At 71.7% G+C, this 15,611-nt stretch carries 12 protein-coding genes; 8 read left to right on the top strand and 4 right to left on the bottom strand.

Going from position 1 to position 15,611, the window contains the following annotated elements; translation table 11 throughout:
* Nucleotides 1-34 precede the first annotated feature (34 nt).
* Nucleotides 35-1,354 (top strand): serpin family protein, encoded by a 1,320-nt coding sequence (locus ACWDCZ_RS06680; protein ID WP_449815384.1) that lies wholly within the window; start codon nt 35-37, stop codon nt 1,352-1,354.
* 36 nt (nt 1,355-1,390) lie between these two features.
* Here the strand turns inward: ACWDCZ_RS06680 and ACWDCZ_RS06675 are convergent, their stop codons facing one another.
* The 4 genes from ACWDCZ_RS06675 to ACWDCZ_RS06660 form a co-directional block, all read right to left on the bottom strand.
* Nucleotides 1,391-2,503: an ADP-ribosylglycohydrolase family protein gene (locus tag ACWDCZ_RS06675; RefSeq protein WP_049660394.1), complete on the bottom strand. Its 1,113-nt coding sequence runs from the start codon at nt 2,501-2,503 to the stop codon at nt 1,391-1,393.
* Between the two features lie 113 nt (nt 2,504-2,616).
* Nucleotides 2,617-3,888, bottom strand: coding sequence for a DUF2786 domain-containing protein (locus ACWDCZ_RS06670; RefSeq protein ID WP_449815383.1), 1,272 nt, complete (start codon nt 3,886-3,888; stop codon nt 2,617-2,619).
* Between the two features lie 92 nt (nt 3,889-3,980).
* Entirely contained in the window at nt 3,981-5,579 is a 1,599-nt protein-coding gene (locus tag ACWDCZ_RS06665) for a transporter (RefSeq protein ID WP_387967123.1), read from the bottom strand.
* An 11-nt stretch (nt 5,580-5,590) separates the two neighbouring features.
* Nucleotides 5,591-6,412, bottom strand: a complete 822-nt coding sequence (locus tag ACWDCZ_RS06660) for an ABC transporter ATP-binding protein (protein WP_074003968.1) — start codon at nt 6,410-6,412, stop codon at nt 5,591-5,593.
* A 260-nt stretch (nt 6,413-6,672) separates the two neighbouring features.
* On the opposite strand from ACWDCZ_RS06660, the gene ACWDCZ_RS06655 reads away from it, so the two are divergent.
* The 7 genes from ACWDCZ_RS06655 to tuf all read left to right on the top strand — a co-directional run bounded on the left by ACWDCZ_RS06655 (nt 6,673) and on the right by tuf (nt 15,509).
* Nucleotides 6,673-7,224 (top strand): DUF1707 and DUF4190 domain-containing protein, encoded by a 552-nt coding sequence (locus ACWDCZ_RS06655; RefSeq protein ID WP_375876152.1) that lies wholly within the window; start codon nt 6,673-6,675, stop codon nt 7,222-7,224.
* Nucleotides 7,225-7,410: 186 nt separating this feature from the next.
* A complete protein-coding gene (locus tag ACWDCZ_RS06650) occupies nt 7,411-9,099 on the top strand; it encodes a hypothetical protein (protein WP_449815382.1) in 1,689 nt (562 codons plus the stop codon).
* 47 nt (nt 9,100-9,146) lie between these two features.
* Complete coding sequence (locus ACWDCZ_RS06645) at nt 9,147-10,748, top strand: DUF2142 domain-containing protein (RefSeq protein WP_449815381.1); 1,602 nt, start codon at nt 9,147-9,149, stop codon at nt 10,746-10,748.
* 377 nt (nt 10,749-11,125) lie between these two features.
* Nucleotides 11,126-11,497, top strand: a complete 372-nt coding sequence (gene rpsL, locus ACWDCZ_RS06640) for a 30S ribosomal protein S12 (RefSeq protein ID WP_014144289.1) — start codon at nt 11,126-11,128, stop codon at nt 11,495-11,497.
* A gap of 2 nt (nt 11,498-11,499) precedes the next feature.
* Nucleotides 11,500-11,970, top strand: a complete 471-nt coding sequence (rpsG, locus tag ACWDCZ_RS06635) for a 30S ribosomal protein S7 (protein WP_030055803.1) — start codon at nt 11,500-11,502, stop codon at nt 11,968-11,970.
* 39 nt (nt 11,971-12,009) lie between these two features.
* Nucleotides 12,010-14,115 carry an elongation factor G gene (gene fusA, locus ACWDCZ_RS06630; protein ID WP_049649030.1) on the top strand — a complete coding sequence of 702 codons (2,106 nt, stop codon included), beginning with the start codon at nt 12,010-12,012 and terminating at the stop codon, nt 14,113-14,115.
* A gap of 200 nt (nt 14,116-14,315) precedes the next feature.
* Complete coding sequence (tuf, locus tag ACWDCZ_RS06625) at nt 14,316-15,509, top strand: elongation factor Tu (protein ID WP_049649031.1); 1,194 nt, start codon at nt 14,316-14,318, stop codon at nt 15,507-15,509.
* The last annotated feature ends 102 nt before the right edge of the window (nt 15,510-15,611 follow it).

Below are 15,611 nucleotides of genomic sequence, written 5' to 3'. Positions count from 1 at the left end.
GGAACCCGATCCGGGGGCGGCGCGTCGAAGGGCCATGACGAACCGCAGCACCGGAACCCGTCGCACCCTCCGCCGCCCGGCGGCGCTGCTCCTCGCCGCCGCGCTCGCCACGCCGCTGCTCGCCGGCTGCGGCGGCACCGGAGCCGCCGCGCCCGTGGAGCTCCGGGCGGCCGCGCCCGCGAGCCGCCCGGCCGTCGACCCGGCGCAGGTGGCCGCCACCGCGGCCGCCACCGACGCCTTCGGCCTCGACCTCCTGCACGCCCTGACCGCCCAGCCGGACGCCGCCGGCGGCAACCTCGTGGTCTCGCCGTCCGGCCTGGCCACCCTGCTCGCGATGCTGCTGCCCGGCGCCCGCGGCGCCACCGCCGGGGAACTGGCCAAGGCCCTGCACACCGAGCTCGACCCGCTGCAGTACGCGCTCGCCACCGGCGCGCTGAACCGGCCGGTCCCGGCCACCGACCGGCTCACCCTGCGCCGCAGCGACGACCTCTGGACGCAGCAGGGCCTGGCCGTCGAGCCGGGCTACCTGGCCGACCTGGCCGCCGCCTTCGACACCGGCGTGCACCAGGCCGACTTCGCCAAGGACCCGGACGGGGCCCGCAAGACCGTCAACGCGGCCGTGGAGAAGGCCACCGACGGCCGGATCAAGGACCTGTTCGGCCGGGACGCGATCACCCCGAGCACCCGGCTGGTGCTCACCGACGCGCTCTACCTGAAGGCCCGGTGGGCCGCCGCCTTCAAGCCCTCGCACACCGCCGACCGCCCGTTCCACAAGCTCGACGGCTCCACCCCGGCCGTCCCCACGATGGCGCAGACCGGGGAGTTCAAGTACGCCGACGGCTCCGGCGGGATCCTCGGCGAGCCCTGGCAGGCCGTCGAGCTGCCGTACGCGGACGGCGGACTGGTGATGGACCTGATCGTCCCCGCGCAGGGAGGCTTCGCCGCCTTCGCCAAGGGCCTGGACCAGCCCCAGCTCGACCGCGTCCTCGGCGCCCTCGCCGAGCGGCCGGTCGACCTCCGGCTGCCGCGCTTCCGCTTCGGCACCTCGAAGGAGCTCACCCCCGCGCTGCGCTCGCTCGGCGTCTCCTCGGCCTTCGACAAGGCCGATCTCACCGGCATCGCCAAGGAGCCGCTGGTCGTCGGCACGGTGGTGCAGAAGGCCACCGTCGAGGTCGACGAGGAGGGGACGGTCGCGGCGGCCGGCAGCGGTGCCGGGGTCGAGGCGGCGGCGGCGCCGAACGCCGACCGGCCGGTCCAGCTGTACCTGGACCGGCCGTTCCTGTTCCTGATCCGGGACGCCCGGGGCGGGGCGCCGCTGTTCCTCGGCCAGGTCACCGACCCGCTGGCGAAGTAGCCGACGGGCCGGGGCGGCCTCCGAGGGGCCCCGGGCTCACCAGGCCGGGTAGCGCCCGCCGAGCGCCGGGTGCCGGGGGTCGCGGCTGCCGAACAGCACCAGCAGGTCGTCCGCGACCTGCCGCAGCTCCGCCCGGCCCTCGACCGCCCCGGCCCACTCGGCGGGCAGCGCCGCGGCGCCGTACGCCGCCCCGACCAGGTTGCCGCAGACCGCGCCGGTCGAGTCGCTGTCCCCGGAGTGGTTCACCGACAGCAGCAGCGCGGTGCGCACCGGGTCGGGGTCCAGGGTGGCCGCCAGCAGCGAGTACACGGCGATGGCCAGGCACTCCTCGGCGATCCAGCCGAGCCCGACCCGCTCCACCGTCTCCGCCGCGGGCTCGGCCTCCTGGGCCAGCCGCACCGCCCGGGCCAGCGCCTGGACGGTCTCCTTGGAGCTCGGCAGCTCGCGGATCTGCTCCACCGTCTCGCCGACCGCCGCCCACGGCTCGGTGCCGTGCGCGAGCCGCTCGACCAGCGCCGCGAAGGCGCCTGCGGCGAGGTAGCCGGTCGGGTGGCCGTGGGTGAGCTGGGCGCACTGCACCGCCAGCCCGAAGGACTGCTCGACGCCCAGCCGGGCCAGCCCGAACGGCGCCGAGCGCATCACCGTGCCGCAGCCCTTGGAACCCGGGTTGATCGGCCCGGTCAGCCCGATCGCGGACGGCGCCTCGAACACCGGGTGCTCGGACACCCCGCTCAGGCAGGCGTTGCCCGGCGCCCGCCGCGCGTACAGGAAGGGCCGGCTCAGCAGCCAGCCGTCGTACGGGCGGGGCTGCGGCCCGGTGTCCGGCGCGTCCTGGAACTGGGTGCGCAGCCAGCGCCGGTAGGCGCCGTGCACGGCCTCCGGCACCGAGCCGCCGCCGCCCGTCCAGCCGCGGACGAAGCCGCGGATCAGGCCCTCGGCGGTGAACAGCGTCATCTGGGTGTCGTCGGTGACCTCGACCGGCCCGGACCCGGCCGGCAGTGTGGTCACGCCCTGCGGCCCGTACCGGTCCTGGATCTGGTGGAGCTGCTGGAACTCCACCGGCCAGCCCAGCGCGTCGCCGATCGCTCCGCCGAGCAGCGTTCCGCGCACCCGGTCCCGGTACCCCGACTCCGCCGCCGGTTCCGTCACGTCGAGCCCCCCTTTGTTCGTGGCGGACTACGTTCTATCAGGTCCCCCGGGAGGCGGGGCGACTCCTGTGGATCTTGCGCGGGTCGGCCGGGGGACCGCCGGGGCGTGACCGCCTACCGGCGGATCGCCCCGGCGCGCCCGTGCAGCGCGGCCCGGTCGGCGGCGGCGCGTCCGGCCGCCCAGCCCACGCCGTCGCTGACCCGCACCCGCTGCGAGACCAGCTTCGGGAACAGCCGGCCGATCTCCTGGTCCACCGCCTCGGAGCGGGCGGCGAGCGCGGGCAGCAGCCGCGCGTCGGGCAGCAGCTGCTCCTCGGTGCCGTCCTCGCGCAGGTGCCGTCCGGCCGCGGCGGCGCTGGTGGCGCGCTCGGTCGCGGCGGTCAGCCGCTCGCGGATCCGCGCCGCGTACGCGACCAGGAAGGACTGCCGGAACGCCTTGCTGCGCGAGTCCTTGCGGGAGCCCGCCTTGTTGAGCGCGTGGGTGGCCTGCACCAGCAGCGAGGTGTAGAGCAGCTCGACGCCGTCCAGGTCGCCGTCGAAGCCGACCACGGTGCAGAAGCCGAACTCCTTCGCCCACACCACCCGGCACCGGTTGGCCGCCGCGACCGCGTCCAGCAGCATCGTCTTGGGGCCCTCGTACGGGTTGTCCACCCCGATCCGCAGCGCCGCCGGGGTGTCGCGGTCGGCACCGGACGCGGCCAGCAGCGCGTCGTCGATGCTGTGCTGGGCCATCAGCTGCTGGGCCTTGGCGGTCAGCGCCTCGGCCTCCTCCGGGAACTCGGTGGACTCGGCCTTGGCCAGCAGCGCCCGGATCCGCGCCAGCATCCGCGGCTCGCCGCTCACCGGCCCCGCGTGCTGCGGCCGCACCGCCTGCCCGGGGGCGGGCCCCACCGGGGCGATCGGCGGCAGCCGGCCCCAGGTGCGCAGCAGCTCCAGGGCGGCGGTGGCGAGCGCGAAGCGGTCCAGCCGGTGCCGGTCGGCGAAGGCGCCGAGGTACTCGTCGTCGCCGGACCACCACACCTCGGCCTCCAGCTCGCGCAGCTGCTCCAGCCAGCGCCGGTCCAGGGCGGCCGCGGGGTGGCGGCGGCCCTCGGCGGCGATCAGGTCCACCGCGAGGGCCAGGTGGACGGGCTTCAGCTCGCGCCGCACCACCCGGGCCAGGTCGGCCGGCCGCCACCCGGCGGACCAGCAGCGGCCGACGGCCGTGTCCGCGTACCCGAGCAGCGCCCGGCCGACCTCCGGCCACTGCCCGGCCGAGGCGGCCAGCAGCGAGGCCCCGGTGTCCAGGGCGAGGTCCAGCGCCTCCTCCGGGGCCGTCACCACCGACCGCACCGCCTGCTCCAGCAGCGGTCCGGCGGTCCCGGCCTGCTGCGCGCGCTCGCCCACGGTGTGTCCCTGCTCTCCTCGACGGTGCCACGACGGCCCGGCTCCTCCTGCCCATGATGCCGGAGCAGCGGCGGGACCGACGGGAGAGCGGTTCAGCGCTCGACGGCCTTGGCGAGGATCTCCGGGGTGCGGTCCAGCAGGCGGGCCGCCGCGAGGCGGACGCCGAGGGCCGCGACCAGGGCGCCGTACAGCGGGCCGACCAGCAGCACCGGCCAGCTCGGGCCGTCGGAGACCAGGGCCCAGGCGAGGTAGCCGCCGACCGGCAGCGCCAGCAGGGCGACGCCGAGCATCGAGCCGAACTGGTTGAGCAGGATCAGCCCGCCCTGGCCCGGGGCGGCGTTGCGCATCGGGTTGCTGTCGGCCGGCATGGTGTACGGCGCCAGGACGCTGAACATCGCGCCCAGCGCGATCCCGCAGCCGAGCAGCGTCAGCGCCAGGCCGAGCGCGGACGGCAGCTCGCTCCACCGGCCGGTGACGGCCGCCAGGACCAGCCCGAGCAGCAGCGTCACGGGGACGGCGTACGACAGCACCGCGTACGCCCGGCCGCGCAGCTCGGAGCGGGCGTCGGCCGGGGTGCGCAGGGTGGCGGCGACCATCCAGAACGCCGAGCCGTCCATGCCGAACAGGTTGAGCATCTGCAGCCCGAGGAACACCCCGGTCATCGCCAGCAGGTAGACGCTCGCCCAGCCCTGGACCATCGACAGCACGCAGATCACCAGCGTCATCCCGATGCTGGTGAACAGCGCCGCCTTGGCCCGCGGCTCGCGCCAGGCGTACCGCAGGTGCCGCTGCATCACCGCGCCGGTCCGGCCCTGGGGCAGGAACCGCCAGCCGCGCGAGTCCTGCACCCCGCGGGCGACCTCCAGGGTGGAGGAGTCGGCGGTCACCATCAGCTCCTGCAGGCTCCGCCGCCACCAGCGCAGCAGCAGCGCCAGCAGCGCGGCGGCCGCGGCGAGCTGGAGCAGCGCCAGCCCGTACCGGCCCTCGCCGGCGGTGCGCGGCGCGTCCGCCGCGCTGATCGGCGGGATCCAGCGCAGCACGGAGGCGATCGGCTTGAGCGGGCTGAGGTCGATCGGCCCGCCCCGGCGGCCGAGGATGCTCTGCGAGCCGACGTTGGCGACCTGCACCAGGAGGGCGAAGGCCAGGCCGCCGAAGATCGCGAAGTCCTTGCCGCGCCGGCTGGAGAGCATCCGGGCGTTGCCCGCCGCGACCGCCCGGGAGAGCGTGACCAGGCAGAGCAGCGCGAGCGGCACGCCGAGCACCGCGACCGCGGCCGAGGCGCCGCCGGTCGCGCCGGCCAGCACCGCGGCGGTCACCAGCACCAGGCTGACCAGCGGCCCCGGTCCGATCAGCGCGGCCAGCAGGGTGCCGCGCAGCAGCGGGCCGGGGCGCAGCGGCAGCATGGTCAGCCGGGTCGGGTCGGCGCTCTCGTCGCTGGAGAAGAGGAACAGCGGCAGCGCGGCCCAGCTCAGGGTCAGCACGCCGAGCAGCACCACCCCGGCGTCCCCGGAGCCCGCGTAGCGCCCGTTCAGCGCGGTCATGGCGACGGCGACACCGGCCGCGAGGGCCAGGCCCGCGACGCCGCCGATCACGTAGACGGTGGTCCGGCCGGGGCTGCGCCGCAGCCCGTTGCGCAGCAGCCGCAGCTTGAGCGCCACCAGGGCACGGACCACCGTCCGCCCGTCGGGCACCGGGGCATTGTTCACAGGGTGCCCCCGGCCTGCCCGCCGCCGAGCCAGCCGAGCGCCTGCCCGTCGTCCTCGCGGACGCCGATCAGCTCCAGGAAGGCCTCGTGCAGGCTGCGCCCGCCCCGGACGGAGTCCAGCGGCCCCTGGGCTATCACCTGGCCGGCGTTGACCACCGCGACCCAGTCGCAGAGCTGCTCGACCAGCTCCATCACGTGGCTGGAGAAGATCACCGTGGAGCCGGCCGCGGCGTACCGCTTGAGCACGCCGCGGATGGTCTGGGCGGAGACCGGGTCGACGCCCTCGAAGGGCTCGTCCAGGAACAGCACGTCCGGGTTGTGCAGCAGCGCGGCGGCCAGGCCGATCTTCTTGCGCATGCCGGTGGAGTAGTCGGCGACCAGCTTGTCGGCGTCCCGGCCGAGGTCCAGGACGGCCAGCAGCTCCTCGGCCCGCCGGTCCACCTCGGCGCCGGGCAGGCCGCGCAGCCGCCCGGTGTACTGGAGCAGCTCGCGCCCGCTGAGCCGCTCGAACATCCGCAGGCCCTCGGGCAGGATGCCGATCCGGGCCTTGACCGTGACCGGGTCCGCCCACACGTCGGCGCCGTGCACCAGGACGGTGCCCTGGTCGGGCCGGAGCAGCCCGGTGACCATCGACAGCGTGGTGGTCTTGCCGGCACCGTTCGGCCCGACCAGGCCGATGAACGCCCCGGCCGGCAGCTCCAGGCTCAGCCCGGCCACCGCGGCCTGGGGGCCGAAGTGCTTCCAGAGCCCCTGGATGCTGACGGCGGACGGGGTTCCCGGCCCGGAGAGGTCGGGGGACGGCGGCGCTGACGCCTGCATGGCGGCCTTCTCTGCTCGTGGTGGTGGACGTCGTCGTGGTGCGGGGTCTCTCCGGGCTCAGCCTGTCACCGTGCGGACCGGCTGTCGCCCGAGTTGAGCATCCCCTGAGAGTGTCCGCCGAACGGGTGAGGCACGCCGCCCGTTTTCCTCGTCCGGGCGACTACTGGGCCGATTTGGCAACTACTCAGTTCGGCTGTTCGTCCTGCACTATGAGGGAGCAGTGACGTGCGCGGGGGTGCCGCGCTACCGGGAGGTGGCGGATGTCCGTACAACCATGGGGCGAGCCTGGTTCCGGCTATCCGCCCGGCAGGCCGGCGGGTGGCTGGCAGCCGGCGCCCGCGCCCGCGGTGGCGTCGCAGGCCGCGATGCGGGCGGGCCACGCGGACCGGGACCGCACGCTGGACGTGCTCAAGGCCGCGTTCGCCGAGGGGCGGCTCACCGTCCAGGAGTACGAGCAGCGCCACGAGGCGGTGGCCGCCGCGCAGACCTACGGCCAGCTGGCCGTGCTGGTGGCCGACCTGCCCTCGGGGCCGATGACGGCGCCGCCGCCCACCGCGGCCACGCCCGTTCCGGCCACCTTCATGCCGGTCCCGCCGCCGCCCCAGGCCCGCCAGACCAACGTGCTCGCCGTGGTCTCCCTGGTGGCCGGCCTGGTCGGCCTCTCCGCCCCCGCCGTGGTCACCGGCCACATCGCCCGCGCGGAGATCCGCCGCCGCAACATGGACGGCGACTGGGCGGCCGTCCTCGGCCTGGTCATCGGCTACCTGGGCTGCGCGTTCTGGACCCTGATGATCCTGATCGGCATCGCCTGAGGCGGGCCCGCCCGGGCGGCCCGGGGGCGGTTCGTCCATCTTCCCGATGGGGTCTTCCTCAGGCGTAGGACCTATGATGCCCGGGGCTGCCGCCGTGCGCCCGGAAGCAGTACGGTCTCCGTCACCGGCCGACGCCGAAGGGCGGGGCGGGCCGAGCGAGCGACCACGAGCTGAGGACCGTTACCAGTGACAGTCAGTGCCCAAGAGGCCTCCAGGATCCCGCCGATCGGAGGGCGTCCGCTGATCCCGGGATCCGCGCGCCGCTCCGCGGCTCGGCTCTGGACGTCGGCCCCGGCACTGCTCGCGGGTGAGGCCCTGATCGCCTTCCTGGCCGCCCTGGTGCTCCCCGTGATGGCGAGCAAGTTCCACATGGACCCGCTGGACCGGATCGCCCAGGTGAGCGGTCTCGCCGCGCTGCAGCTGCGGTTCGCGGTCATCGGCTTCCTCCTGCTCGGCGCGGTCGTGCTCGCGATGCGCTTCCGCTCGGGCCGGCACTTCGGCCTGGTGGCCCGGTTCTCCGCGGCCGCCATCGCGGGCCTCGCCAGCGGCTTCGTGGCGGCCGGCGCGGTGATGGCGCTGCTCGGCACGCCCTGGCCGATGTTCGGCCTGAACGGCGACAGCGGGCGCATCGTCGAGTGGGCCCACGCCCTGGCGAACGGCCAGCCCTCGGGCTCGGCGGTCTACCCGCCGGCGCCGCTCTACACCCTGGGCTACTACGCCGAGTGGTTCCGCGGCGGCAACACCGCGTACGCCTTCAAGGACCTCCAGATCCTCGGCGCCGCCGCGTTCGGCCCGCTGGTCTACCTCTCGTGGCGGATGCTGCTCAGCCCGGTCCGGGCGCTCGCCTTCGGCGTGCTGCCGGCCTTCGCCCTGATCGACGCCTACAAGCCGTACAGCCAGACCGTGCTGGTCGTCCTGGTGCCCGTCCTGGTCGCCGTGGTGGTGCACCTGCGCCGGAGCGGGACGGACGGCTGGCGGCTGCTGCTGCTGAAGGCGGTCGGCTTCGGCGCGCTGCTGGGCCTGCTGTTCCTCACCTACTCCGGGTGGTTCCTGTGGAGCGCCATCGGCGTGGTGGTCGCGGCGCTGGCGTACTTCCCCTGGCGTGGCAGCCGGCTCAAGGGCCTGGTCTACCTGGCCGCCACCGTGGCCGCGTTCCTGCTGGTCTGCGGCAGCTACCTGGTGACCATGCTGACCGACGGCCAGGACACCAAGGACCCCAACTTCCGCTTCGACAACTTCACCGACCCGGCGTACTTCCTGATGTGGCGCACGGACATGCCGGGCAAGGTGGGGGACTGGCCGATCCCCGGCGAGTTCGGCGGCATGGACCTGTTCGCCGTGGTGATGTTCGTCGCACTGGGCGCCGCCCTCTGGCTGGGCATCCGCAAGCCGGTGGTCGTCACCATCAGCTGCATGTTCGCGAGCGCCTGGGTGATGCGGATGTACATCGCCTCGCACATGTACGAGACGCAGACGGTCCAGCTCTACACCCGGACCAACAACCAGCTGCTGTACTGCGGCCTGCTGCTGTGCGCCCTGCTGGTCCACCTGGTGTCGCTCCGGCTGGCCGAGCACCGCCGGGTCGCGGGGGCCGACGGGACCGGGGAGGCCGCCGGGACCGGGGGACTCGCCGGAACGCCCCTGCCGGGCCCGCAGGCGGCTGTCGTCGGTACGCTGTTCGCTCTCCTCTTCCTGTTCGGTACGGTCTCGTCGTCGATGTCGGACCGCTACCTGCCGGCCAAGGAGAACACCTACCGCATCCTGCCGTGGGTGTCGCACACCGTGCAGAACCTCGACGGCACCTGCCCGAAGTTCGCGCCGGGTGGGCACTGCTCCAAGACCGGTGACCAGTCATGGCTCAGCATGATCAAGTAACCAGTTCCCGCCCATGAGCCCGAACTGACCCCGAAGGCCCAATCCTGATGATGATCACCGCCGTCAAGAGCCTCGCCGACCGGCTCGCCTCCTCGCCGAGGCGTCTGTGGGCAGTGGCTTTCGCGATCCTGTTCGCCCTGAGTGCGTCCTGGTCGATCGCCACCCCGATCGGCGCCTCGCCGGACGAGCACGCCCACCTCATCCGGGCCGCGGCCGTCGCCCGGGGGCAGGTCGAGGGCCGCGAGGTCATGGTCCCGCACCTGGTGGGCGGCATCGAGGGCCAGTTCGCCGAGACCGGGGTCGAGCTCCCGCGGATCTACCAGGAGCTCAAGGACGTCAACTCCTGCTACGTCTTCAAGCCCGAGACCCCGGCCTCCTGCGCGCCGCGGCTCATCGACCGGCCGGGCGAGGCCCTGGTGACCACCGCGGCCGGCCGCTACCACCCGGCGTACTACTTCGCGGTGGGCTGGCCCAGCCTCCTGGTCCCGGGGGCGAAGGGCTTCTACCTGATGCGCCTGATGTCGGCGCTGATCTGCTCCGCCCTGGTGGCGAGCGCGGTGGTCTCGGCGGCCGAGTGGCGGCGGCGGTCCTTCACCCTGCTGGGCACGGTCACCGCGGCCACGCCGATGGCGCTGTTCCTGTTCGGCATGGTCAACCCGAACAGCCTGGAGATCGCGGCGGGCATCCTGGTCTGGAGCGCCGGGCTGCCGATGCTGATGAACCCGGACCCGCAGCTGCTGAACCGCCGGGTGGCCCGGCTGGGCATCGGCGCGCTGGTGCTGATCAGCATCCGCCCGCTGGGCCTGATCTGGTTCGCCGGAGCCCTGTTCTTCGCGCTGCTGCTGAGCCAGAAGGGCGCGGTGCGCGAAGTGCTCCGCCGCAAGGTGACCTGGCTCTGGGGCGGCCTGGGCGCCCTGTCCGCCGTCGGGGCCCTGGCCTGGTCGTCGAGCCACCCGGACAACTCGATCATCAACACCCCGAGCGACCTCACCCCGCTGGTCGCGGCCCGGAAGACCTTCGACTTCGGGCTGCTGTACATGAAGCAGATGATCGGCTACTTCGGCTGGCTGGACGCGGAGGCGCCGGCCGCGACGCTGCTGGTCTGGTGCGGGGTGGTGCTCGCCCTGGCGATGTTCGCCCTGTGCTACGCCCGGTTCCGGGACGCCCTGGCGATCGTCGGTGTGATGGTCGGCATCGTGGTGATACCGATAGTGGCGCAGGCCATGCAGGCGGCCAAGCTGGGCATGATCTGGCAGGGCCGCTACCTGCTGCCGTTCGCCGTCGGGCTGCCGATCCTGTGCGCCGCGATCTGCCACGAGCGGCTGCCCTGGGGCGGCTTCGCCTGGCGCCGGCTGCTGGTGATCTCCGGCTTCTCGCTGTCCCTGGTCAACGCCGCGGCCTTCCTCTGGGCGCTGCGCCGCAACACGGTCGGCAGCACCGGCCCGCTGCTGATCAACCCGGCCCACTGGTCCCCGCCCGGCACCTGGATGCTGTGGCTGGCCGTGTACACCCTGGCCGCGTTCGCGCTGGGGCTGTTCGCGGCGGTGTCGGACAACCGGGACCGTCCGCTGCCGCAGTCGGCCGGGGCGGCCGACGGCGGTGCCGCGCAGGATCCGCCCCGGCTCGCCGGGGCCCACGCGGAGGCGTAGGGTCGCGGTGCGGGGGCTGCCCGGTTGTGGTAGGGAGCCCCGCCCCGGCCCGGTTCCCGGGCCGCTTCCGGTGCCGGCCCCGCGACCTGCGGCGTTGCATTTGTTTTGACCGAGCCCGATGCGCTAGGTACGCTCTGACCTTGTGCCTGGGGTGTCCCCGGGTCCTTGTGCGTGCATGCACACCGGTCGCCGCGCCGAGCCGGAGCGCTTCCCAGCGTCCCGCGCGTAGAGCGCCGTCGCTGTACAGCAGCCATGGGATTCCGTGTCGTAACAAGCCCAACACACCCGACCGCGTGGGTCGACCACGGGGCCGTGTGTGAGGGGAGACACCGCAGGTTAGTTCCACCAAGCCTTGGCACACAGAAAACGGAGAAACGGTGCCTACGATCCAGCAGCTGGTCCGAAAGGGCCGGCAGGACAAGGTCGAGAAGAACAAGACTCCCGCGCTGAAGGGTTCCCCGCAGCGCCGTGGGGTCTGCACGCGTGTGTACACGACCACCCCGAAGAAGCCGAACTCGGCTCTCCGCAAGGTCGCCCGTGTGCGCCTCACCAGCGGGATCGAGGTCACCGCTTACATCCCGGGCGAGGGCCACAACCTGCAGGAGCACTCCATCGTGCTGGTGCGCGGTGGTCGTGTGAAGGACCTTCCTGGTGTCCGCTACAAGATCATCCGCGGTTCGCTTGACACCCAGGGTGTCAAGAACCGCAAGCAGGCTCGCAGCCGCTACGGCGCCAAGAAGGAGAAGTAAGAATGCCTCGTAAGGGCCCCGCCCCGAAGCGCCCGGTCATCATCGACCCGGTTTACGGCTCCCCGGTCGTCACCCAGCTGGTCAACAAGATCCTGCTGCACGGCAAGCGTTCCACCGCTGAGCGGATCGTCTACGGCGCCCTCGAGGGCGTCCGTGAGAAGACCGGCTCGGACCCCGTCGTGACGCTGAAGCGCGCGCTGGAGAACGTCAAGCCGGCCCTCGAGGTCAAGTCCCGCCGTGTCGGTGGCGCGACCTACCAGGTTCCGGTCGAGGTCCGTCCGGGCCGCGCCAGCACCCTGGCGCTGCGCTGGATGGTCGGGTACTCCCGCGCCCGTCGCGAGAAGACCATGACCGAGCGCCTGATGAACGAGATCCTCGACGCCAGCAACGGCCTGGGCGCTTCCGTGAAGCGTCGCGAGGACACCCACAAGATGGCCGAGTCCAACAAGGCCTTCGCGCACTACCGCTGGTAGTCCGTACCCCGTCACTAGACAGAGAGAGAACGAGCCACAATGGCTGCAACCTCCCTTGACCTCGCCAAGGTCCGCAACATCGGGATCATGGCGCACATCGACGCGGGCAAGACCACCACCACCGAGCGGATCCTGTTCTACACCGGTGTGTCGTACAAGATCGGTGAGGTCCACGATGGCGCTGCCACCATGGACTGGATGGAGCAGGAGCAGGAGCGCGGCATCACGATCACGTCGGCCGCGACGACCTGTCACTGGACGGTCGACGACGCCGACCACACCATCAACATCATCGACACCCCGGGTCACGTCGACTTCACCGTCGAGGTGGAGCGTTCGCTGCGCGTCCTCGACGGTGCCGTGACGGTGTTCGACGGTGTCGCCGGTGTCGAGCCCCAGTCCGAGACCGTGTGGCGGCAGGCTGACCGCTACGGCGTCCCGCGCATCTGCTTCATCAACAAGCTGGACCGCACGGGCGCGAACTTCTTCTTCTGCGTCAAGACCATCGTGGACCGCCTCGGCGCCACCCCGCTGGTCATGCAGCTCCCGATCGGTGCCGAGTCGGACTTCCAGGGCGTTGTCGACCTGGTCCGCATGAAGGCGCTGGTCTGGTCCGCCGAGGCCGCCAAGGGCGAGATGTACGACATCGTCGACATCCCGGCCGAGCTGCAGGAGCAGGCCGACGAGTACCGCGAGGCGCTCATCGACACGGTCTCGAACGTCAGCGACGAGATCATGGAGCTCGCCCTCGAGGGCGAGGAGATCCCGGTCGAGCTGCTGCAGGCCGCGATCCGCAAGGGCACCCTGAACTCGGACTTCACCCCGATCTTCTGCGGTACCGCCTTCAAGAACAAGGGCGTCCAGCCCCTGCTCGACGCGGTCGTCAAGTACCTGCCGTCCCCGCTGGACATCGAGTCCATCGAGGGCACCAAGCCGGGCGACGACAGCGTCAAGATCTCCCGCAAGGCCTCGGACGACGAGCCGCTCGCCGCGCTCGCGTTCAAGATCATGTCGGACCCGCACCTCGGCAAGCTCACCTTCGTCCGGGTCTACTCGGGCCGCCTGGAGTCCGGCACCTCGGTGCTGAACGCCGTCAAGGGCAAGAAGGAGCGCATCGGCAAGATCTACCGCATGCACGCGAACAAGCGTGAGGAGATCGACTCGGTGGGCGCCGGCGACATCATCGCCGTCATGGGCCTGAAGCAGACCACCACCGGTGAGACGCTGTCCGACGAGAAGAACCCGGTCATCCTGGAGTCCATGGACTTCCCGGCCCCGGTCATCCGCGTCGCGATCGAGCCCAAGTCCAAGGGTGACCAGGAGAAGCTGGGTGTTGCCATCCAGCGTCTCGCCGAGGAGGACCCGTCCTTCCAGGTCAACACGGACGAGGAGACCGGCCAGACCATCATCGCGGGTATGGGCGAGCTGCACCTCGAGGTGCTGGTCGACCGTATGCGCCGTGAGTTCAAGGTCGAGGCCAACGTCGGCAAGCCGCAGGTCGCGTACCGCGAGACCATCCGCCAGGCGGTCGAGCGCATCGACTACACCCACAAGAAGCAGACCGGTGGTTCCGGTCAGTTCGCCAAGGTGCAGATCGCGATCGAGCCGCTCGAGCAGGCCGAGGGCTACGAGTTCGTCAACAAGGTCACCGGTGGCCGCGTTCCGCGGGAGTACATCCCGTCGGTCGACGCCGGTTGCCAGGAGGCCATGGAGTTCGGCATCCTCGCCGGCTACCCGCTGCAGGGTGTCCGCGTGAGCCTGCTGGACGGCCAGTCGCACGACGTCGACTCCTCCGAGCTCGCGTTCAAGATCGCCGGTTCGATGGCCTTCAAGGAAGGCGCGAGGAAGGCCAAGCCGGTCCTCCTCGAGCCGATGATGGCCGTCGAGGTCACCACGCCCGAGGACTACATGGGCGACGTGATCGGCGACATCAACTCTCGCCGTGGCCAGATCCGGTCCATGGACGAGCGTCACGGTGCCCGCGTCGTCACGGCGCTGGTGCCCCTCTCCGAGATGTTCGGCTACGTCGGTGACCTGCGCAGCAAGACCTCTGGTCGCGCGAGCTACTCGATGCAGTTCGACTCGTACGCCGAGGTTCCGAAGAACGTGGCGGACGACATCATCGCCAAGGCCAAGGGCGAGTGACGTCCCGATAATCGGGACGATTACGAAGCCTTAGGCTATTCGGAGGCGTCCCGGGAGGATCCGGTCGGATCCTCCCGGGAGCCTCCGGCCCCCCCACCAGCGGGACGGCACGGGATGTCCTCCGGGCAACCCGCACCAAAACCGATCAAAGACCAACTGGCGTCAGCACGGCGTACAGGAACTGTCCTCAGGAGGACTCAGTGGCGAAGGCGAAGTTCGAGCGGACGAAGCCCCACGTCAACATCGGCACCATCGGTCACATCGACCACGGCAAGACCACGCTGACCGCGGCCATCACCAAGGTGCTGCACGACGCGTACCCGGACCTGAACCCCTTCACGCCGTTCGACCAGATCGACAAGGCCCCGGAGGAGCGTCAGCGCGGTATCACCATCTCGATCGCGCACGTCGAGTACCAGACCGAGGACCGTCACTACGCGCACGTTGACTGCCCGGGTCACGCCGACTACATCAAGAACATGATCACCGGTGCCGCCCAGATGGACGGCGCCATCCTGGTGGTCGCCGCCACCGACGGCCCGATGCCGCAGACCAAGGAGCACGTCCTCCTGGCCCGCCAGGTCGGCGTTCCGTACATCGTTGTCGCCCTGAACAAGGCCGACATGGTGGACGACGAGGAGATCCTGGAGCTCGTCGAGCTCGAGGTCCGTGAGCTGCTCTCCGAGTACGAGTTCCCGGGCGACGACCTGCCGGTCGTCCGCGTCTCCGCGCTGAAGGCCCTCGAGGGCGACGCCGAGTGGGGCCAGAAGCTCCTCGGCCTGATGAAGGCTGTCGACGAGAGCATCCCGACCCCGGCCCGCGCCGTGGACCAGCCGTTCCTGATGCCGATCGAGGACGTCTTCACGATCACCGGTCGTGGCACCGTCGTCACCGGTCGCATCGAGCGCGGCATCCTCAAGGTCAACGAGACTGTCGACATCATCGGCATCAAGGAGACCAAGACCACCACCACGGTCACCGGCATCGAGATGTTCCGCAAGCTGCTCGACGAGGGCCAGGCCGGTGAGAACGTCGGTCTGCTGCTCCGTGGCATCAAGCGCGAGGACGTCGAGCGCGGCCAGGTCATCATCAAGCCGGGTTCGGTCACGCCGCACACCGACTTCGAGGCCCAGTCGTACATCCTGTCGAAGGACGAGGGTGGCCGTCACACCCCCTTCTTCAACAACTACCGCCCGCAGTTCTACTTCCGTACCACGGACGTGACCGGCGTCGTGACCCTCCCCGAGGGCACCGAGATGGTCATGCCGGGCGACAACACCGCCATGACGGTCGCGCTGATCCAGCCGATCGCCATGGAGGAGGGCCTGAAGTTCGCCATCCGTGAGGGTGGCCGCACCGTCGGCGCCGGCCAGGTCACCAAGATCATCAAGTAATTGACGATCTGACCTGCCTGCCTCGTACAGGCTCGTCCGCACCAAACAGGAACTCCTCGACCTGCTCACCGACGCGGTGATGGGCTCCGCCGAGCCCCCGCC

Source organism: Kitasatospora sp. NPDC001225 (assembly GCF_053597855.1).
This window is presented reverse-complemented; position numbering and strand designations above follow the sequence as displayed.